We start from the raw sequence: 20696 nt of genomic DNA, 5'->3' as shown, positions 1-20696 counted from the left end.
GGTGGCAGGAAAGCTGCACAACCCTCAAGCGCAAGGTGAACACCGCAAAACCCTCCGTATCTGCATGTAATTCGGCCGACGTTTGCCTTTTCCCCATACCGGTAGTGGCTGCCCTTGAAACCAGCGCACCAACTCCATGCTGAACGCTACAGATTTCACACAGCGACGTGATTGCAGGTGGGGATGTGTCGTAAGCATTGCAGCCCCTAGGCTGCCAGGTAATCGCACTAGCTCTATGACCTTAACTGAATGGAATGTCTCAGCCGTTGATCCTTACCACGAGAGACAACCGGTGAAATCCGAGCATCAACTCTGCGCTGCAGGCTTCAGATTTCACGCAGCGTCGTTTTGGGGAAATAGACCCGCGCGGGCCCAGCAAGTAAAACCTTTAAACGGAGACCGCGAGTATTAATGGAGACAAAAATGAACACGGTATGGAGAACCAGTGCAGATCATCGGGCGATCGTACTGATCCTAAACTCATCAGATAGAATGCTAAATGCGCGGGCTAGACCACGAGGAAGTAATTTTTTTTAATGGAGACGAAACCATCGTTTCAAACATTTACTTCCCAAAATTTCAAACTTTTACTTCAGAGCGCTAGCGATGCTGGAGATTGAAATGCTGTGCGCAACCACCCCAACCTCGTAATACTTTGTTACGTGTAATGTATATTATGTTAAATCATGTATTACGGAATGCTGTTCACTACCGCCCTGTATCACGACTTCGAAAAAATCGTTTCAGATGATCACGCTCTTTCAATGGGCCTTGTTGTTCAAAGTCATGACGGCTGGTGATAGCATGCGCACCCCCCGGATTGGGGGCTTTATCACTTCCCGTAAGGAACACGCCCTGTGAAAGACTTCGTCATCAGCGTCAACAACCTCGTCCTCTACGTTTCCCTGGCCGTTATCTGGCTGGTCGCAATCGTGTCCCTGTTCACCGCCGGTTTTTTGCCTGCGCTGGGGATTTTCGTGGCCGGCACGTTGGTTTGGTGCATCGTTTCCGGTTTCTGGTTCGTCCAGTCGGCGACTTACGAAGAGCTGCGCAAGCTCAACGCTAATAAAGTCTGAAGTGTCTGTGCGGAGCCTTAGTGCTCCGCCTCTCTGGGCAACTAGCGCCTCTAAACCTGGATTCCCCACCCAGTAAATTGCAGTAGAACCCCTCCGAACCGCAACGGTCTGTTCCTTATTACTCTAAGGAATTGATCCGATGTCCGCGCACCGCAGTCTTGTGATACTCGCTCGAGGTGGATACGCCGCTCGAGGCGTGCTCTATTTGATCATCGGTATCTTCGCGTTACTCGCCGCCCATGACTCAACCAAACCCAAAGACAGTCACAAAAGTCTCGAAGCTTTGTTGGCCCAGCCATTCGGCTATTTTTTAGTAGGACTTGTGGTCGCAGGTCTGCTCGCGTTCGCAGCCTGGCGTGTGCTTCAAGCCACGCGTGATGTTGATCATCACGGCACACAACTCAAAGGTTTGGTGATTCGCGCGGGTCTTTTGGCGGGCGGTTTGGTCAATGGCGCGCTCGCGTTATTTGCCTTGAGCCTGCTTGTGAGCGGGATCAAAAGTTCGGGCAGTTCCGGAGGGCAAACCAAAGACTGGCTGGCGCATCTGTTGTCGTGGGAATACTCGAATTTATTGGTTTACCTGATTGCGCTTATTCCGTTGGGCGTTGGCATTGCTCACATCATCAAGGGCTGGAAGGCCTCGTTTGAAAAGTATTTCGAGGCCGACGAAGACGTCATGCGCTATGTCCGCCCGGTGTCCCGATTCGGTCTGATCGCCCGTGGCGTGGTGTTTATAGAGATCGCATTGCTGCTGGCCGTCAGCGGTTCCGCTTACCAGGCGATGGATCCTCCCGGAATGAAAGAGGCCTTGGACGCGCTGCAAAATCTGCCCGCAGGATGGCTGATTTTGATGGTGATGGCCTTGGGGCTGATTGCCTTTTCGGTCTACAGTTTTTCTGAAGCGTGCTGGCGCAAGATCAACATGGACGTGCCGGGCGTTTCCAGTCAGTAGATCCTCAGGAATTAACGAACCGCCCTCCTGTTCCCGATACTTCGACAATCGTCCATCGAGCATTCTTTGGACGATCGGAGATGAGCAATGCACCCAGTGACGCCTGACGGTCGCTATTTTGTTGTCAAAGGGCAGCTATGGCGATGCACCAATCCCTCGCTGCAAGAAGATCTGCGACAGCAACTTGTAAACGAACTCATGGCCGCCCGACGGGACGTAAAAGTTGCAAAAGCCGCCAGTGACCCGCAGCAATTGAAAGCAGTAAGAGCACGCGTCCATGCTGCAAAAGTTGCACTCGGAGAACGAGGCCCGGTGTGGTGGGACGATGGCAGTCCTGATCTAAACAGGCATCAAGTTTCCAATACGCCTTACGCGCAATGGTATGAAACGCTCTGCAAAGGAACTGACTAGCCCCCGCCAATACGGTCACCCGTCGAATTGCCGAGCCCTGAGATTGACCAAAAGCCAAGCAAATCGTTAACTGTATGCATGTACAGTTAATCTGATAAGGCTTGCATCATGAGCATCACCCTCCTCGGCCCACTTGCGACCGGCGGCCAGAAGCTGCCCCTCTACTCATCCCGGGTGCCGGCGGGCTTCCCCTCCCCGGCGGCTGATCACATCGAGAAGCACATTTCCCTCGATGAGCTGTTCGACATCCGAGCGCCGCACGTGTACCTGGTGAGAATTGACGGCGACAGCATGCAGGGCGCCGGCATTTATTCAGGGGATCTGGTGGTCGTTGATCGAAGTATTGATGCGGTCAGTGGCGATATCGTCATCGCTGCGCTGAACTCCGAACCCTTCTGCAAGCGTCTGCTGCTGCGCGAGAACGCCGTGATGCTTTTATCGGAGAACCCGAAATACCCGGCAAGACATGTCATGGAGGGCGATGAGCTGGTGATCTGGGGTGTGGTGAAATACAGCGTGCGCGATCATGACAACACCTGAACCGGTCTTCGCCCTGATTGACTGCAACTCGTTTTATGCGAGTTGCGAGCGGGTTTTCCGGCCCGACCTGGCGAAGACGCCCATCGTGGTGCTGTCCAACAACGATGGCTGTGTGATTGCGCGCAGCTACGACGCCAAACCGTTTGTGAAAATGGGCCAGCCGTACTTCCAGATCAAGGATCATCTGCGCCGTAACGGCATCGTCGCGTTCAGCAGTAATTACGCGCTGTATGGCGACATGAGCGAACGCGTCATGACCATCATCGAATCGCTGGTGCCTGCGCTTGAGGTCTACAGCATCGACGAGGCGTTTGCCGATCTGACGGGCATTGCCGGTGACTTGTCCGCGTTTGGTCGGCAGATGCGCTCTGCATTGCTCAAACGCACGGGCATCCCTGTCGGAGTGGGCATTGCCCGCACCAAAACCTTGGCCAAGCTCGCCAACCATACCGCCAAAAGGCTGCTGGACATCACCGGCGGCGTGGTCGATCTCTGCGATCCGTTCAAACGCGACTGGACGCTACGCAACACCGATGTCGGCGAGGTCTGGGGCATCGGCAGGCGTATGAAAGCTCACCTGGAAGTCATGGGCATCATCACTGCCATGGACTTGGCGAAGGCCGACCCGTGGATGCTTCGGCAGAAATTCAGCGTGGTGATCGAGAAGACCGCGCGCGAGCTCGCCGGCACGTCATGCCTCGAACTGGGAGAGGCTGACCCGCCGAAGCAGGAAATCTGCTGCAGCCGAATGTTCGGCACCCGACTCACGCAGATCGAGCCGATCAAGGAAGCCGTCGCGACCTACACCCAGCGTGCGGCCGAAAAACTCCGCGCGCAAAACTCGCTGTGCAAGAAGATGCGCGTGAGCATTCGCACCGGCATGTTCAATCCGGAAGAAGCGAAATATGCCAATGGTGCACTGGTGGAAATGCCCTACCCAACCAACGATGTGCGCCTGATGACGAAAGCAGCCACGGAAGCGGTCAATCGGCTGTTTCGCCCGGGCTTCAGATACAGCAAGGCCGAAGTGCTGCTGATGGATTTGCGGCAGCCAGGTGAATTCACGGATGACCTGTTCGCCCATTCGCAACCGGCGATGGCTGACAAGGTCATGAGCGTTCTCGATGAGATCAATGGCCGCTGGGGCAAGGGCGTTCTTCGGGTGGCCAGTGTGCCCGCCGCGCCTGACTGGGGGATGCGTCGAGACCTGATGAGCCAAAGCTACACGACCAAGGTCAATCAGCTGTGGACGGTCAAGGCCCGATAGCCGGCGGGTGTTGCCGAACATCCGACAACACCCGCTAGCGGCAAAGCCCTAGATCATCGGCGAACTGCTGACTACCCGCAGCGCGAGGCCTTCATAGGCATCGAGAACAATGGTGAATTCACCCTCCGGCGTAAGGTCACCTTCGACCCGCTCGTTGATGATGTCGACCACCGGCCCCGGGGCAATGTTGGGCAAGTGCAGGGTTTCAGTAATCGGTGTCGCGCCGAAGTTCAGGGCGGTGATCTGCGTGCCTTTGCCCGCAGGCAGTTCGTGAACCATGATCAGCAACCCCGGGTGTTCAACGTCCGGAACCAGAATCTGCCGACTGGCGGCAATATCGTAAGCCCGACGCGCCGAGAGAATTCGCTGCAGTTGCGAGGCAAACGAATCCGGATCCTGCATTTGCACAGGCAGGCTGCCGTACAAGGATTTCGAACGGGGCATGAGGCCCGCTGACAGCGACGCCTCCGGGTTCAGATCCACCAGATCGTAGGCACCACGATGAATCCAGCGGGTATCGCCATCGCCCATCAGATGCTCGACTTGCTCTGCCGGCAAAGGCAGTGCGCCGACAAGATCCCACCCCGACAACGCGAACACCCCGGGTTGCATCGCGTTGTACATCACCAGCAGCAAATGGATCTGTTTGATCTGCTGAATATCCGCAGGGGTAATTGCATCGAGGTCGCGAATTCCGAGGGCGGCGGTGATGATACTGGCGGTGGTGCAGGACACGCCGTTGGTCACGAACTTGAGATTGTAGGGTGCGTGTTCACCGGTCAGGCGCTCGTACATCTGTTCACGGATGTGTTCGCGCAAGATGTTGCCGGGGAACGTCTGGCCCTGGAACATGTAGGTGTCGTGGGCATGCAACGTCCAGAAATGCACCAGTTCCAGCGTCAATTCGTCATGGTTCTGCAAGGCATGGATCAGCGAGCCCGGGTCGATGCCGAGCGTGTGCATCTGGCGCAGCATCAGCCGCAGGAATTCGGTATCGCCCATCAGCAACGCATGCTGGTAGGCCGGCCGGGTGATGAAGTCGTAGGAGAGATCGGCGCCGCCGTGGGACATGGCAGCGATGTCGTCAACCGTCAAATTCAATTCCTGAAAGCTGAAGCCGCCGGCCTTGCGAATCGCCCCGCCCAGCAATTGGTTGCCGGTGATCGACAGCGGATGGCTTTCCGACCACGCAGTGCCGTCGAGCTTGCGCTCCACACCGAGAAAACCGTTGGCATCGAGACGGAGGATTTTTGCGCCCATGACGTCGATGGCGTGCAGCGCATCGCCGATGATCATCTGCTGCGCGGCAAAGGTCGGATCCAGCCAGTTCAACGACGGCTGGCCTTCCTTGAAATAATGCAAATACACCCAGCGGCGCGGCTTGCCATCGACACCCATGACGATCGACGTCGCGCTCCAGTCGGTTTCTTTGACCCCCGGCTCGAAGAAGATCACCCGTTGCAGCTGGCCAACGATGTAATGCTTGTCGCGCAGCGCATCAACCTGCTGCGGGCTGAGGTTTTGCGCGTCACGCCCCTCTGCCACATCAGGCAGCAGCGGCCAGTCCTCCTCACGGATTTCGACCATGTGATAGAGGCCCGGATAATCTTCATAGGCCATCTCGGCCAGACGAAAATCCGCGCCCTTGCCGGTGTGCGACGGAATCACATCATCAATGACGACAGCGTTGTGCGCAGCGGCCATGCGGGTCAACGCCTGCAGCTGCGCCTCGGTGCCCAGTTGCGGGTCGATGTCGAAACTGATGCGGTCGAAATTGCCGTCGATGGTCGGCGTGTGCTCAGTGCCCCGCAGGCCCCCGGACTTTTTCAGCGGCCCGTTATGAATACCCTGAATGCCGATTTTCGAGAGCAGGTGCCACAAACCTTCATCGCCCAAGGCCTCCAGCACGGTGCCGTTTTCACGGGTAACAATGGAAGCGGGATACGCGGTAAACCAGACCGAGGCCAAAGCCGAAGCGTCCCGAGGCCGGGTATGGGCGTAGGGCTGCTGCCACAAGCGGCCCTGTCCCGAATAGAGTTTGGCCCGCTGCCTTGCGGCATGCAGCATGGATTGTTCGACCAACCACGCCACTTGGTTCTGTTCAGCCGTCGTCATGAAAACCATTGCCTCTCGTTGGAGTGAGCCTGCGATCGGGCCTTGCATCCAGCACAGCGACACCGCCCGATTCATTTATGTATGAGGCCCGGAGGTGGATTTCGTTGCATTGGTCTTGGCGAAGGCGCCTCGACCCGGTAGACAGGGCGGAAAATCAAATAGCCAAATGGCCCGGCGCCTCGCCATGGTGCAATTCGCCTTTATTTGGAGCGCAATCTCTCCGTGAGCACCCCGTAAACACTGTAGGTTTCACGGCAAATCCGAGTGGCACCCTCCTTGCTAGCAATAAATCTGTAACTGCTAGCAATCAGGAGAATCACCCATGGCAACTCGGTTTCAAAACCTGCAACGTCTGCTGTTTCCCGTGGCTGCGGCAGTCACGCTCAACCTGGCAATGTTCGGTGGCGCGCAAGCGGCTGAGCCGCCGATCAAGGTTGGTCTGGTCGCGGCCCTTTCCGGGCAGTCGGCCAAATCCGGTGAAGCCCTGACGCGGGGTTTGACCATGGCGATTAATGAGGTCAACGCCAGTGGCGGTGTGCTCGGTCGTCCTCTGGAATTGGTGCGTCGCGACGATGAAAGCAATCCGTCGAAGGGAATCCTCGCCGCGCGCGAACTGGTGCAACGCGAGAAAGTCGCCGTACTGTTTGGTGGTCTCGATACGCCGGTTTCTCTGGCTATCGTGCCGCTGGTCAATCAGATGAAAGTGCCGTTCATGGGCATCTGGGCAGCGGGTACGAAAATCACCGAAAACGGCGCGGCTGACAACTACGTGTTCCGTGTTTCCGCTGTCGATGAATTGGTGGATGAGGCGCTGGTGAAATACGGTGTCGACCACGGCATGAAGAAGCCGGGGATGATCCTCATCAACAATCCGTGGGGCGAGTCCAACGAGGCGGGCTTCAAGCGTGCGCTGGAAAAACGCGGCATGGCCAACGCCGGTGTCGAGCGGATTCAGGACAGCGATCTCGACGTCGTTCCGCAACTCACTCGCTTGAAAAACGCCGGTGCCGACACCCTCCTCCTCGTCGGTAATGTCAGCCCCTCTGCGCAAGTCGTGAAATCTCTGGATCGTATGGGCTGGGACGTGCCGGTCGTTTCGCACTGGGGCCCGGCCGGTGGCCGCTTCGGCGAACTCGCGGGGCCGAACGCCGGGCGCGTGCATTTCATCCAGACCTACGTGTTCACCGAGCACAACAGCGCCAAGGGCGATGCCTTGTTGGCCGCATTGAAAACCGCCTACCCGCAGATCAAAACCCTGGCTGACGTCACCCCGGCGGTGGGCATTGCCAATGCTTATGACGGGCTGCACCTCGCCGTTGAAGCGATCAAAAAAGCCGGTAGCACCGACGGCAAAGCGATCCGCGACGGCTTTTACGCCATCAGCGAATACGACGGTTTGATCAAGGACTACAAGCAACCGTTTACCCCGACCAAGCATGACGCGTTAGGGCCGGACGATTACCTGTTCACGCACTTCGTCAACGATCAAATCGTCCCGCTCGCGCCTAAGGAGTAAGCCATGTACACCGCCGCCATCATCTCCGGGCTGGGCCTCGGCAGCATGTACGCGTTGCTGGCGTTAGGGTTTCACCTGACCTACGTCGTCTCGCGCACCGTCAACTTTGCCCAGGGCAGCGCCATGATGGTCGGCGCGGTGTTGGGCTACACCTTTTGCATCAACTGGGGCTGGTCGCTGTGGTTTGCGCTGCCGCTGACGTTGCTGCTCTGTGCGCTGTATGGCTTGGCCATCGAGCGCTGGCTGGTGCGGCCGTTTCACAGTCGCGGCTCACAGGCGTGGCTGATGGCGACGGTGGCCGGCGGGATTCTGGTCGATAACCTGGCGTTGTTCACCTTCGGCAAGGAGCCTCGGCAGTTTGAAAGCAGCCTGGCCAACCTGAATGTCGAGATGTTCGGCAGCAACGTCGGTGCCCTGCAATTGCTGATTCCGCTGGCCGGGGCGGCGATTGCGCTGGCGTTGTATCTGGTGCGGCGTTACACCCGGCTGGGCAAAGTGCTGGAAGCCTGCGTGCAGAATCCTCGCGCGGCGATGCTGATGGGCATCAACGTCAATCGTGTGGTCGCCATCGCTTTTGCGATCTCGACGGTGTTCGCCGCCGTCGCCGGTTTGTTGATTGCGCCGCTGTTCAGCGTCAACGCGGAAATGGGCATGTTGTTTGGCCTGAAAGCCTTTGCGGTGGCGATTCTTGGCGGCATCACCAGCGCTGGCGGCGTGTTCACGGCGGGGTTGCTGTTTGGTCTGACGGAAGCGCTGATCACCATGTATTTCGGCTCGGCGTTTACCCAGATATTCACGTTTGCGCTGGTGATTGTCGCATTGGCGATTCGTCCCAACGGTCTGTTCGGCAGCCAGGCATTGGTGAAAGTATGAAGAACCTTCCCTCCTTGCTGATCGCCCTCCTCGCGGTCGTTTCCGGGGTCATGGCGTTCACGCTGGACAGCTACTCGCTGCTGGTTTTCACCCTGTGCGCGCTGGCGACAGTGGTTGGCGTGAGCCTGAATATTCTGATCGGCCTGAGCGGGCAGATTTCCTTTGGTCATATCGCTTTTTACGCGATCGGTGCCTATGTGTCGGCGCTGCTGACCTTGGCGGGTTGGCCGTTGTGGCTGGCCCTGCCGATCGCCGGTGTCGCGGCGGGAGTCATCGGCGCGCTGTTAGCGATTCCGGCCCTGCGGGTTAGCGGCCCGTATCTTGCGATGATCACCATTGCCTTCGCCTTTGTCGTGCATCACAGCCTGATCGAATGGCGTGACGTCACGGGCGGTTCCAACGGTTTGATGGGCATCCCGATGCCGGAATTTGCCGGGCTTGATCCGTCGATTTTCCTCGCGCTGTTGGCCGCCGCGTTGATGATTGGCGCCCTGCTCTTCTATCAGCGCCTCAGCCAAAGCCGCTGGGGCAAAGCCATGCGCGCGGTGAAAGCTTCAGAAATCGCTGCGCGCTCGCTGGGCTTCAATCCGGTCATCAGCAAAACCCTCGCCTTTGCTTTGTCGGCGGCGTTGACCGGACTCGCGGGTGGCTTGCTCGCGCCGTTGCTGATGTTCATCAACCCGGAATCTTTCCCGTTTTCGCAGTCGATTTTGTTTGTGCTGGCAGTGATCGTCGGTGGCAGCGGCATGCTCTTCGGGCCGCTGATTGGCGCGCTGTTGATTGTGCTGGTGCCGGAACTGCTCTCGGATTTTGCCGAATATCGTTTGCTGATTTTTTCCACGCTGCTGCTGTTGGTGCTGTGGATCGCACCGAATGGCCTGCTGGGCGCCCTCGCCCGACGCTGGATCAAACCCACGCGTTTGCAGCCGCCCACTCACTTCAATGAGCGGCGTATCGCCGCGCATCTGCGCAGCCGTGGCGTGAACTCAGGCTTGCGGGTAACTGATATCGGCATTCGTTTCGGCGGCGTGCAGGCCGCGCAACACGTCAGTTTGCATGCCCCCGCCGGCAGCATCACCAGCATCATCGGCCCTAACGGTGCGGGCAAAACCACCGTGCTCAATATGATCAGCGGCTTCTATGTACCGGACAGTGGCCAGATTGAACTGCAACAACCGCTGGCCGGGCTGCCTGCCTGGAAAAGCGCTCGGGCCGGGATTGCCCGTACGTATCAGACCACCCTGCTGTTCGGCGAAATGTCGGTGTTGGACAACCTTCTGGTGGCGATGCAGCAGGGTCGCATGGGCCTGCCGTTCAGCCTTTCCACAGTCGAGCAGCGCAGTCTGGCGCTGGATCTGTTGGCACTGGTCGGCTATCGCGGTGAAGTAAATATTGCCGCCGAAGATCTGCCGCATGTGGATCGGCGTCTGGTGGAAATCGCCCGTGCATTGGCGACGGCGCCTGCAGTGTTATTGCTGGATGAACCGGCAGCGGGCCTCAGTCGTCGTGACACGGATGACCTGGCCATTCTGCTGCGCAAACTGGCGAATTTCGGCCTGACAGTGATTCTGGTCGAGCACGACATGGCGCTGGTCATGTCGGTGTCCGAGCACTTGCTGGTGCTCGACGCCGGCAAACCTATTGCCTCGGGGCCGCCGGCGGAAATTCGGCAAAACCCGCAAGTCATCGCCGCGTATCTGGGCGGTACCGAGTATCAAGCCACGCCTCGCGAGCAGGTGTGGAATGGCAGCCGCGATGCGCGTTTGTACGTCAAGGATCTGGTCATCGATTACGGCGCGTCAGCCGTGGTCGACAAGGTCAATCTGCTGGTCAATCCCGGCGAACTGGTGGCGATTCTCGGTGCGAACGGCGCGGGCAAATCGAGCATCCTGCAATGTCTGGCCGGCCTGCATCGCGCCAGCGGCGGCAGTATTTTGCTGGACAACGAAAACATCGAACTGGCCAACGCCAGCACCATCGCCGCTAAAGGTCTGGCCCTGGTGCCGGAGGGCCGTCAGGTTTTCCCGTATCTGAGTGTGCGCGACAACCTGTTGCTCGGCGGCTATTCGCGTCGCGACAGCTTCGATGCCGAGGCTGAAATCGAGGCCATCCTCAAGCGCTTCCCGCGCCTGCGAGATCGCATCGACAACCCGGCCGGGCTACTTTCCGGCGGCGAACAACAAATGGTCGCCGTGGGCCGCGGCCTGATGGCCAAGCCAAAAATCCTCTTGCTCGATGAGCCGTCGCTGGGTCTTTCGCCCGCGATGATCGGCGAGTTGTACGACGCACTGGCGGCGCTGCGCGACGAAGGCGTGACCATCCTGCTCGTGGATCAAATGGCCAACCTCGCGCTGCAAGTGGCGGATCGCGCTTATGTTCTCGAAACCGGCATCATCGTCAAAGCCGCCGGCTCCGCAGAACTGCGCGCCGACAAAGCGCTGGCCGCCGCTTATCTGGGTGAAGGGGCCAATGTATGAGCACCCTGAAAATCATCAATGCACGGCTCGGAAGCGATCACCAAGTAAGTGAGTTCTACGTTGAGAACGGCTGCTTCGTCGACGGCTTCAGCCCGAATGCCAGCCACTGGCAAACCCTTGATCTGCACGGTCAATTGATGATGCCGGGGCTGATCGAAACCCATATCCATCTGGACAAGGCCTGCATCATGCAGCGCTGTCATTTGCAGGAAGGCACCCTGGCTGAAGCCGTCACACAAACCCGCGCGGCAAAGGCGGAATTCACTGAAGACGATGTTTATCAGCGTGGCGCGCAGGCGCTGGAAAAAGCAATCGTGCAAGGCACGACGCACATGCGCACCCACGTCGAACTGGATCCGCAGATCGGTCTGACCGGGTTCAACGCGATTCGCCGTTTGCAGGCTGATTACGCCTGGGCCATCAGTCTGGAAATCTGCGTGTTTCCCCAGGAGGGTCTGCTGAATAATCTCGGGACTGAGGCGCTGTTGTGTCAGGCACTGGAAAGCGGCGCAACCGTGCTTGGCGGCTGCCCGTACATGGACAGCGACCCTCATGGGCAGATCCAGCGTCTGTTTGAACTGGCGGTGCGCTACGACTGCGACCTCGATCTGCACCTGGATTTCGACCTGAACACCGAAGGCATGACGGTCATGGAAGTCGCACGCTGCACGCAGCTGCACGGCTGGGGCGGACGCGTCACCATCGGGCACGCGACCAAGTTGTCGACGCTGCCCCGTGAGCCACTGACGGTGCTGGCTCTGCATCTGGCCAAAGCAGGCGTGCAGGTGACTTGTCTGCCGAGCACCGATCTGTTTTTGCTCGGCCGCGAGGCGTTCCACAACAAACCCAGAGGCTTGGCGCCACTCGCGCATTTGCATGCGTGCGGCGTGACCTGCTCGGTCTCGACCAACAACATCGGTAACCCGTTTACGCCGTATGGCGATGCGTCGCTGATCCGTCAGGCCAACCTGTTCGCCAACGTCAGTCAGATGGGCACGGTGGCGGAACTGCTGCAATGCCTGGCGTGGGTCTCCAGCGAGTCGGCGGTGATGCTGCGATTGAAGGATTACGGATTGCGACCAGGGTGCCGCGCCGATTTCATCGTGTTCGACGCGCCTTCGCCGGCGGCAGTCATCGCTGAAATCAGCGCACCGCTGATGGGCTTCAAGGGCGGGCGCCAAACGTTTAGTCGGCCGGCAGCAACGTTGATCAAACCGCGTTAATCAATCAGCGCCTGCTTGAGGTTGAACTCGGCGGGCGCAGTTTCTTCCAGCGCTAACTGTGCTTCCAGTTCATCCAGATGCTCGATCATCACCGCCACGGCTTTGGCGTTATCGCCCTTTTCCAGCGCGGTGATGATTTCCTGATGCTCGTCGGACGCACACGACGGCACGTCATTACGCTGATACAGCGCGACGATCAATGAGCTGCGCACCATCAGGTTGGCGAGGATGTCGCTGAGCACCGTGTTGCCACTGATCTCGCCGAGCAGCAGGTGAAATTCGCTCAGCTCGCGAACGATGGCGCGGCGATCGGTGTCGTTGGTGGCTTTGCGTTCATTGTTCATGTGTTGGGCGATACGCTGACGCTGCGTGCGCATGGTGTCCGGCGTGATCGCCTCGACAATTGCGCGCTCGATGGCGCGCCGGGCGCTGAAAATATCCCGCGCTTCGCGTGCCGTCGGCTGGGCAACCATGGCGCCGCGATTGGCTTCGATGGTCACCACTTTTTGCATCGCCAGACGCTGCAACGCCACCTGCACATGATTGCGGTTGGCTTGCAGGGTTTCGACGATATGCGCTTCGATCAATCGCGTGCCGGGCGGCAGGCGATGCTGGGCGATAGCCTTGAACAGCGCATCGACGATCCGTTGCACCTCAAGCTGTTTGGCGGTGACAGTGCTCAAGCCCATCCTTTCCTCTGTTTTTCAGAACGCCGCAGGCCAATCCACAACAATGTGTCTGGCGGGCAATCGGCGGCATTATCCGCCAGCCGCCCGAGCCCGGCAAATGTGCGCTGCAAGGATCAGTCCGGTTGACCGAGCCCGGTGCCCTCCCCCCGTGGATCGTGCATGGCGCTGCGCCGACCCTCGGCGTCAATCGCAATAATCCCGGCGTGGCCGGTCATGGGGCTGCGCACTGGAATGATTTCCACCTCATGGCCCAACATGCCGAGGCCTTCAATCGTGGTCACAGCCATATCGCCTTCGAGTTTGAGGTTGTCCGTGCTGTCGAAAAAGCTGCGACCCAACAGAAAACGCGGCGCGTGCAACGCCTGATCAATCGGTTGTTGATAGTCGATCAGTTGCGTCGCCAGCACCATCTGCGTTTGCGGTTGACCATCGCCACCCTGCGTGCCGAAGAACCAGCGGCGACCATCGTCAGCCAGATAGCAGGACGGGTTGAGCGTGTGCGCCGGACGCTTGCCCGGTGCCCAGCCGTTGACGTGTTGGGGATTGGCGTTAAATCCGGCCGCGCGGTTTTGCCACAACACGCCGGTGTCACCGAGGATGCAGCCCGACCCGAAGTCATGGAACAGGCTCTGGATCAGGCAAGCCGTACGGCCCTGCGCATCGGTCGCGGCCATCCAGATGGTATCGGCCGGGCGTCCCGGCTCGTTCCACGGCGCCGCGCGCTGATCGTCGATGGCATCGGCATAAGCTTTAATCTGCGCATCTTCAAGACTGGCGGCGAAATCCCACGGCTGGCTCAGCGGATCGCACAACTGCGCATTGCGTCGCAGCAGGCCCTGTTTGATCGCTTCGACGAGATAGTGATAGTAAAGCGCGCTGCCATTACCGACGTCCGCCAGCGGTTTGTGTTGCAGCGCGGCCATGGCTTGCAGCGTGTACAAACCTTGACTTGGTGGCGCGACGTTGTAGAGCCGACCATCGCGATAACGTACCGAAATCGGTGCGACTTCGGGTGCGCGAGTTGCCGCCAGATCGGCCGCCGTCAAACCGCAACCCAAGCGATCGAACGCGGCTCCGAACGCCTCGGCCAGTTCGCCGTGGTAGAAATCCTTGACGCCGTGTTTCGCCAGATGCCGCAGGGTGTTGGCCAACTCGGGCTGGCGCAACGTATCGCCCTCGCGTAACCAATGCCCTTCGTGTTTGCACAGACGATGCAGATCCTGCAATTGCTCGATCAGAGGTTGGCGCAGGGTTTGCCAGAACAGCTGCGAGCGCGACACCTGCACACCGGCATCGGCCACGCTCGCGGCGTCACTTAACAGATCAGCCCAGCCGAGCCGCGAGCCCCATTCATGCCGACTGATGTTCGCCGCCGTCTGCCAACTGGCCATCGCGCCCGCCGTGCTGGCAACCGACGCTGGGCCGCGCACGGTGATGATTCCGCCCTCGGGCAAACGTTGCCCGGCCTGGCCAATCCCCACGATGGTGCGCACCTGACTGTCGTGGATCATCCATAGGGCATCGCCGCCCAGACCGGTCATGTGCGGAAAAACCGCAGCGAGCATCGCACTGGCGGCGAGCATGGCGTCAATGGCCGTGCCGCCCGCGTCGAGAATACGCAGGCCGGCGGCGCTGGCATCGGCATGAGGCGTACAGATCACCGCACGGCTGGAGGTTGCGATCATGGTGGCGGGCTCTCTCTTTGCTAGTGATCGTTATGTTGATTGCTAGCAAAGCAAGATGTATGCCTTCAGGAGCCGCTATTCCTGCTCGTAGGTAACGTCCACCAGCGGGATCGGTTCAATTGCCCGGGCGCGGATTTGACGACGCTCGGGGCTCGGTACCGCACAAGCCTTGCGCCCGGTAAATATTCGAGCGAGACGTTCTTCATCAATGCGCCAGCCACGCTGTTCCAGTGCCTGCACGTCTTTGCGGAAGGCGATTTGCAGCGCGTCGGATTTCAACGAGACCTCTTGCTGAAAGGAGTCCGGCACGCGCTCGGGTCGTACGTTTTTCAGCACGGCGTGATCCTGTTCGAAGATACGAATGTTGCTGGCAATGAACCGGCGATCCAGCAGCCGTGAGCGCAGGAATGTTCTGCCCATCATCCACCAAGTTCGCGTGCGGTTGGCGTCAATCGGCACGTGCGCCGAGACGATGTAGATCCGCCAGCCATTGGGTAATTCGAGCTCCAGCGTTGTACACGGGCCGGACAAATGAAAACCCGGAACAGTGACCACACTGACAAACTCGGTGGAAGATTTGCGTCTCAACAGCCCTTTGCGCGCGGGCCTGCGCATGAGCATTTGTGCGCTGCCGCTCCACGCATCGCTTTCCACATCGAACGCTTCAATCTCGGGATGATCCGGATCGCCGAAGGTTGAACCATGCACAAAGGGAGCGTGGGCGAAATCGAGGCCGTTTTCGATAATCCGATCCCAACTGGCCTGCCAATCGAAATGACCACTGACCACCCGAATGGCCGGATCGTCGATCCAGTCGAGCGTTGGTAGAGGCGGACGTTCCGCTTCTGGAAGATCACCTAAAAACGCCCAGATCCAGCCATAGCGTTCCAGCGTTGGATAGGCGTCGACGCGAGCCTTCGCCGGAATCCGCTGGTCTGGCTGCGCGGGTATGTGCGTGCAGACGCCATCCGCACCAAACCGCCAGCCGTGATACGGACACTGCACGCTGTTGCCAACCTTGCTGCCGGCCGACAGCGAACCGCCGCGATGCACGCACACATCTGAAAGCACATGCGCGACGCCCGCCTCATCACGGAACGCCACAAACGGTTGCCCGAGCAATTGCACCGGCATCAATCCTTCAATCAATTGCGACGAGGGCAGAACGACATACCAGAGGTTCGTGAGCATGGGGCGCGGGTGATTCCGTCAATTCGGTTAGCTGAGATCATAAAACGAAAGCGGCTCCGAAGAGCCGCTATGTCTGCCTTTCGTGATTCAACGACGCAGAAAGCGGTTGACCAACAGCAGCACTGCCGCGCCGATGGCCAGTGCAGCCACTGGTTTTTCTTTAACAAACGTCGAGACGTTGTCCAACGTGTCGCCGTAGGTTTTGGTCAGTTGGCCCGAGGCCTGACGTGCAGCGCCTTCAGCGTCCAGCCTTGAATCACCGATCAATTTCCCGACTGCGCTCTGCGCCTTGCCAGCAAGTTTTTCTGCAACGCCTTCAACTTGTTCACTTTTCATAATTCATCAAACCTTCGTCTGTAAGTGGAGAGTTCAGAATCGACCTGAGCGTGTGCCGAGAGGCTATCTGCACAGCATTAGGGGAACGGGCGTGGTGATTGGTTCCATCGAAATGAGCTTCAGCAGCCGAAAACCACTGTTTGCTGACGTCCGCCTAAACTCGCAAAAACCTATACAGAAGACTACTCTTGTATAACTTATTGCCGGCCTGGCGATGACCTCGAACTTAACGGATTCCGATTGATGAATGCGACGCGGCGCTTGTGCCTGGTCTTGGGCGACCAATTATCTTTCGACCTCGCCTCCCTGCAAGGCCTCGATCAGGATCACGATGCCGTGCTGCTGGTCGAGGTGATGGAGGAAGCCAGCCATGTCCCCCACCATCCACAAAAAATCGTGCTGATCTTCAGTGCCATGCGGCATTTCGCCGAGGCTTTGCGTCAGCGTGGCGTTCGCGTGCACTACGTCACGCTGACGGATCCGGACAACAGCGGATCGGTGCCGAACGAATTACAGCGCTGGCACGCACTGCTTAATCCCAGTGAGATTCACCTGACAGAGTGCGGTGACTGGCGCCTGGAGCAATCGATCAAGGATTGCGGCTTGCCCATCAAGTGGCATAGCGATGCTCGCTTTCTTTGCACACGTAACGAATTTTCCGACTGGGCGCAGGGCAAAAAGCAACTGCGCATGGAGTTCTTTTACCGTGAGATGCGCCGCAAAAGCAGGCTGTTACTCAACGGTGACGGCAGCCCGGTCGGAGGCGCCTGGAACTTCGACGCCGACAATCGCAAAGCCTTGCCCAAGGGCGTGCGGCCCCCTCCTCCCGTGCGCTTCAAACCCGACGCCATCACCCAAGAGGTGCTTGCGTTGGTGGCCGAACACTTCGCCAGCCACTACGGCGCGCTCGAGACGTTCGACTACCCGGTGACGCACGCCGACGCACAGGCATTGTGGGAGTACTTTCTCGATTGGGGGCTGGCCGCGTTCGGCGATTATCAAGACGCCATGGCCAGCAACGAACCCTTTCTGTTCCATGCGCGGATCAGCGCGGCGCTCAATATTGGTCTGCTGGATCTTCGGCAGATTTGCAGCGATGTCGAATCAGTCTATTGGTCGGGCGGCATTCCGCTCAACGCGGCTGAAGGTTTTATTCGGCAACTGATCGGCTGGCGCGAGTACGTCCATGGCGTCTACTGGCTGAAGATGCCCGACTACGCGCAAGGCAATGTCTTCGGCAACACCCGCGCGCTTCCAGAGTTTTACTGGACAGGCAAAACGCAGATGAACTGCATGCGCCAGGCCATCGGTCAAAGCCTGGAACATGCCTACGCGCACCACATCCAAAGGCTGATGGTCACCGGCAATTTCGCCCTGCTCGCGGGTATCGCACCCAGCCAGATATGCGACTGGTATCTGGCGATCTACATGGATGCCTTCGACTGGGTGGAACTGCCCAATACGCTGGGCATGGTCATGCACGCCGATGGTGGTTATCTGGGTTCAAAACCCTATTGCGCGAGTGGCCAGTACATCAAGCGCATGTCTGACTATTGTCGTGACTGCGCCTACAAAGTCAGCGAAAGCACCACCGACGACGCCTGCCCTTTCAATTCTTTGTATTGGCACTTCCTCATGCGCCACGGCGACCTTCTGCGTGGCAATCAGCGCATGAGCATGCTCTATAAAAACCTCGACCGCATGCCTGAAGCCAAGCAGCAGGCGCTGTGGCAACGCGGGCAGTTCCTGCTCGCCAAACTGGATCACGGTGAGTCGGTGTGAAAAAGAGCGAGCTGCCCGTCAAAACCTGCGTGACCTGCGGCCTTCCGTTCACTTGGAGAAAGAAATGGGCGCGCTGCTGGGAGCAAGTACGCTACTGCTCGGAGCGCTGCCGAAGAACCCGATAGATCTCGCCAACCACCTGCGCCACGGCCTCTTCAATCGTGCCTTCATTGCGGCACAACACCCAACCCTGATCCGTCACCGCGCGCGCGAACGCCTCGGTACACGCCACGTGTTCTTCGCGCTTGTGGATCACCGTGCTGCCCAACCCCCGGGAGCGTGCCGCCGCCCTCGCCCAGGAAATATCAGGATCGGTCACGACGCCGACATGCAGATCCGGCACGCGCACGTCTCGCGTCATGTTCAGTTGGAGAATCTCTGCAAACGGGACGGTTCGGCGAAACGCCGCGTCTGACGGGTACCAACGGTCGATCAGGATGATGCTGTCCAGCGGTTGCTTGGGCAGCACATGCTGTGAAATCCAGCTGCGGCTATCCGCCAGACGCTGACAAATAGCCCACTCCAGATCTGTGGATGGGTCTCTTGCGAGTTGATTGACGAGGGCCATGGTGCCAGCCCTGTCGGGATCGTTTTTTCTCTCGCACAGGCGAATGACTTTCTTGTTGTCGGCCCTCAGGGCTGCCGTCACGGCTTCCAACAGTGTGGTTTTGCCGGTGCCTTTGGGGCCATCGAGAGAAATAAACAGCGCGGGATTCATCGTTCACACGGCGTGTTGAGATATTGGAGGGCACTTTAACCGTATTGATGACATTCAATCAGCTCATAGCTGTACCTTGCCTACACTTCTTTGCCTGACCCGAAGCTGCATTTCAATCTCTGCAATCTTGTCATTTGCCAACACTTGAGGCACGGTCGAACCCACTGACATCTCTGCCAAAGGAATCACGCCATGTCGAAGCTCTATCCCAGTATCGATCCCGAGGGGTTGGTCGAGTACTCCGTGGTCTACACCGACCGCTCGCTGAACCACATGTCGCAGTCCTTTCAAGCGGTGATGAAGAACATTTCCCAGACCCTCAAGCAGGTCTACAACGCCCAAGGCGTTGCCGTGGTGCCGGGCAGCGGCACCTTTGGTATGGAAGCGGTGGCGCGGCAGTTTGCGACCGGTCAGCAATGCCTGGTGATACGCAATGGCTGGTTCAGTTATCGCTGGAGCCAGATCCTTGAGATGGGCAACATCCCGGCGGCCACCACGGTGCTGAAAGCTCGCCCCGTCGATGCCGGTCACCAGGCTGCCTACACCCCGCCGCCGCTGGACGAAGTGCTGGCAGCGATCGCCGCGCAAAAGCCGAGGATTGTCTTCGCTCCCCACGTTGAAACGTCCTCCGGGATTATCCTGCCCGACGAGTACCTGCGGGCCGTCGGCGATGCCGTACATGCGGTGGGTGGTCTGTTCGTGCTGGACTGCATCGCCTCGGGCACGCTTTGGGTTGATATGCACAAATGCGCCGTCGACCTGCTGATCAGCGCCCCACAGAAAGGCTGGAGCGCCTCCCCTTGCTGCGCGCTGGTGATGTTCAGCCCTTTGGCCCTCGAGCGCATCGAACACACGCAAAGCAGCAGCTTTGCCTGCGACCTGAAAAAGTGGCTGCAAATCATGCAAGCCTACGAACAGGGCGGCCACGCCTACCACGCGACCATGCCCAGCGATTCCCTCGCGCGGTTTAACGACGTGATGAAAGAAACCCAGGCCTATGGTTTCGCCAAGATTCGCGACGAGCAACAGGCTCTGGGCGATCGGGTACGCGCGATGTTGACCGGCAAAGGCTTCAAAAGCGTGGCCGCTGAAGGCTTTCAGGCCCCAGGTGTGGTGGTGAGCTACACCGATGATGCCGACATCAAAAACGGCAAGAAATTTGCCAACCACGGTCTGCAGATCGCCGCCGGCGTGCCGTTGCAATGCGACGAGCCGGCCGACTTCCAGACCTTCCGCATCGGGTTGTTCGGGCTGGAGAAGCTGCACAATATCGAGCGTACGGTGAGCACGCTTGAGCAGGCGCTGGATGAGGTGATGGTTGATTGAGACTTCATCGGCCTCGCGAAGCCTGCCCACTGCAGACTTTCGATTACCCGGCCGAAGTGGTCATCAATGTTCCGCTGCCAACATTGATCTGAACTGAGAAACAATCTCTGAGGACAGTCCGGCGCTTTCGAACACTGCGCAGGTGAAGCAAATGGGTGCAGGGCCGGGAGCCGTTATGATTCGGTCTGCCACCACAGCTACCGGACTGTTTCTATAAAGGGTGCTCGCTTCATAATCCACGGCATTCTGTTGCAAAAAATCGGCACTGTTCGAGGTATGAGGAACGGTGTCGAGAAGGCCAGCCCTCGCTAGTGCCAACGTTCCCCCACAGATACCGGCAATTGTTGCGCCACTTGAGCGACTGGTACGAAGAAAGTTTCGAATGTCCGGAGCGTCTGATCGCTCCCAGGCCATGCCTCCAATGAAGACGACAACGTCGGGCGTCCAGTCCAGGCAATGTTGCAAACTGCTCTTGACCGTTACAGCCAACCCTCCCTGCGACTTGGATTTCAATGATTT

General features: G+C 58.7%; 18 protein-coding genes and 1 pseudogene. 12 read left to right on the top strand and 7 right to left on the bottom strand.

The window, feature by feature from the left end:
• The first annotated feature begins 857 nt into the window (after positions 1–857).
• The 5 genes from ACP3TY_RS11765 (at position 858) to umuC (ending at position 4246) form a co-directional block, all read left to right on the top strand.
• Complete coding sequence (locus ACP3TY_RS11765; protein ID WP_053120216.1) at positions 858–1076, top strand: hypothetical protein; 219 nt, start codon at positions 858–860, stop codon at positions 1074–1076.
• Positions 1077–1215: 139 nt separating this feature from the next.
• Positions 1216–2028: a DUF1206 domain-containing protein gene (locus ACP3TY_RS11760; RefSeq protein WP_426620041.1), complete on the top strand. Its 813-nt coding sequence runs from the start codon at positions 1216–1218 to the stop codon at positions 2026–2028.
• An 87-nt stretch (positions 2029–2115) separates the two neighbouring features.
• Entirely contained in the window at positions 2116–2439 is a 324-nt protein-coding gene (locus ACP3TY_RS11755) for a hypothetical protein (RefSeq protein ID WP_212549517.1), read from the top strand.
• Positions 2440–2547: 108 nt separating this feature from the next.
• Positions 2548–2979: a LexA family protein gene (locus ACP3TY_RS11750; protein WP_053120212.1), complete on the top strand. Its 432-nt coding sequence runs from the start codon at positions 2548–2550 to the stop codon at positions 2977–2979.
• Positions 2966–4246 (top strand): translesion error-prone DNA polymerase V subunit UmuC, encoded by a 1281-nt coding sequence (umuC, locus tag ACP3TY_RS11745; RefSeq protein WP_426620040.1) that lies wholly within the window; start codon positions 2966–2968, stop codon positions 4244–4246. Before ACP3TY_RS11750 ends, umuC begins: the two co-directional genes overlap by 14 nt.
• A gap of 48 nt (positions 4247–4294) precedes the next feature.
• Here umuC and treS read toward each other — a convergent pair whose 3' ends face one another.
• Complete coding sequence (gene treS / locus ACP3TY_RS11740; RefSeq protein WP_426620465.1) at positions 4295–6361, bottom strand: maltose alpha-D-glucosyltransferase; 2067 nt, start codon at positions 6359–6361, stop codon at positions 4295–4297.
• Between the two features lie 322 nt (positions 6362–6683).
• On the opposite strand from treS, the gene ACP3TY_RS11735 reads away from it, so the two are divergent.
• From ACP3TY_RS11735 to ACP3TY_RS11720, 4 genes are read left to right on the top strand one after another with little or no spacing between them, the layout of a single operon-like run.
• Entirely contained in the window at positions 6684–7877 is a 1194-nt protein-coding gene (locus ACP3TY_RS11735) for an ABC transporter substrate-binding protein (protein ID WP_426620039.1), read from the top strand.
• Between the two features lie 3 nt (positions 7878–7880).
• Positions 7881–8750 carry a branched-chain amino acid ABC transporter permease gene (locus ACP3TY_RS11730; RefSeq protein ID WP_282351804.1) on the top strand — a complete coding sequence of 290 codons (870 nt, stop codon included), beginning with the start codon at positions 7881–7883 and terminating at the stop codon, positions 8748–8750.
• Positions 8747–11227, top strand: a complete 2481-nt coding sequence (locus ACP3TY_RS11725; RefSeq protein ID WP_426620038.1) for an ATP-binding cassette domain-containing protein — start codon at positions 8747–8749, stop codon at positions 11225–11227. Before ACP3TY_RS11730 ends, ACP3TY_RS11725 begins: the two co-directional genes overlap by 4 nt.
• Positions 11224–12450 (top strand): amidohydrolase family protein, encoded by a 1227-nt coding sequence (locus ACP3TY_RS11720; protein WP_426620037.1) that lies wholly within the window; start codon positions 11224–11226, stop codon positions 12448–12450. Before ACP3TY_RS11725 ends, ACP3TY_RS11720 begins: the two co-directional genes overlap by 4 nt.
• Here ACP3TY_RS11720 and ACP3TY_RS11715 read toward each other — a convergent pair.
• The 4 genes from ACP3TY_RS11715 to ACP3TY_RS11700 all read right to left on the bottom strand — a co-directional run bounded on the left by ACP3TY_RS11715 (position 12447) and on the right by ACP3TY_RS11700 (position 16351).
• Entirely contained in the window at positions 12447–13139 is a 693-nt protein-coding gene (locus ACP3TY_RS11715) for a GntR family transcriptional regulator (RefSeq protein ID WP_426620036.1), read from the bottom strand. The two genes, ACP3TY_RS11720 and ACP3TY_RS11715, sit on opposite strands and share 4 nt — an antisense overlap.
• A 113-nt stretch (positions 13140–13252) precedes the next feature.
• Positions 13253–14824, bottom strand: a complete 1572-nt coding sequence (locus ACP3TY_RS11710) for a gamma-glutamyltransferase family protein (protein WP_426620035.1) — start codon at positions 14822–14824, stop codon at positions 13253–13255.
• A 75-nt stretch (positions 14825–14899) separates the two neighbouring features.
• Positions 14900–16015, bottom strand: a complete 1116-nt coding sequence (locus ACP3TY_RS11705; protein WP_426620034.1) for a Rieske 2Fe-2S domain-containing protein — start codon at positions 16013–16015, stop codon at positions 14900–14902.
• Between the two features lie 87 nt (positions 16016–16102).
• Entirely contained in the window at positions 16103–16351 is a 249-nt protein-coding gene (locus ACP3TY_RS11700) for a CsbD family protein (RefSeq protein ID WP_053120194.1), read from the bottom strand.
• 243 nt (positions 16352–16594) lie between these two features.
• Here ACP3TY_RS11700 and ACP3TY_RS11695 point away from each other — a divergent pair, with 243 nt between their 5' ends.
• Positions 16595–18133, top strand: coding sequence for a cryptochrome/photolyase family protein (locus ACP3TY_RS11695; protein WP_426620033.1), 1539 nt, complete (start codon positions 16595–16597; stop codon positions 18131–18133).
• The gene (locus ACP3TY_RS11690) at positions 18130–18258 is read left to right on the top strand and encodes a DUF2256 domain-containing protein (RefSeq protein ID WP_159811761.1); all 129 of its coding nucleotides are present in this window, start codon (positions 18130–18132) and stop codon (positions 18256–18258) included. Before ACP3TY_RS11695 ends, ACP3TY_RS11690 begins: the two co-directional genes overlap by 4 nt.
• Here ACP3TY_RS11690 and ACP3TY_RS11685 read toward each other — a convergent pair.
• Complete coding sequence (locus ACP3TY_RS11685) at positions 18225–18851, bottom strand: dTMP kinase (RefSeq protein ID WP_426620032.1); 627 nt, start codon at positions 18849–18851, stop codon at positions 18225–18227. The genes ACP3TY_RS11690 and ACP3TY_RS11685 overlap by 34 nt on opposite strands.
• A 192-nt stretch (positions 18852–19043) precedes the next feature.
• Between ACP3TY_RS11685 and ACP3TY_RS11680 the strand changes: the two genes are divergently transcribed.
• The gene (locus ACP3TY_RS11680) at positions 19044–20177 is read left to right on the top strand and encodes an aminotransferase class V-fold PLP-dependent enzyme (protein WP_426620031.1); all 1134 of its coding nucleotides are present in this window, start codon (positions 19044–19046) and stop codon (positions 20175–20177) included.
• 63 nt (positions 20178–20240) lie between these two features.
• Here the strand turns inward: ACP3TY_RS11680 and ACP3TY_RS11675 are convergent.
• Positions 20241–20681 (bottom strand): annotated as a pseudogene (locus ACP3TY_RS11675) (DJ-1/PfpI family protein); the annotation flags it as partial.
• Positions 20682–20696: the final 15 nt, after the last annotated feature.

Source organism: Pseudomonas rustica (genome assembly GCF_049959085.1).
GTDB classification, from domain to species: Bacteria; Pseudomonadota; Gammaproteobacteria; order Pseudomonadales; family Pseudomonadaceae; genus Aquipseudomonas; species Aquipseudomonas rustica.
The sequence above is the reverse complement of the archived record's forward strand: the minus strand, read 5'-3'. Positions and strand labels throughout refer to the sequence as shown.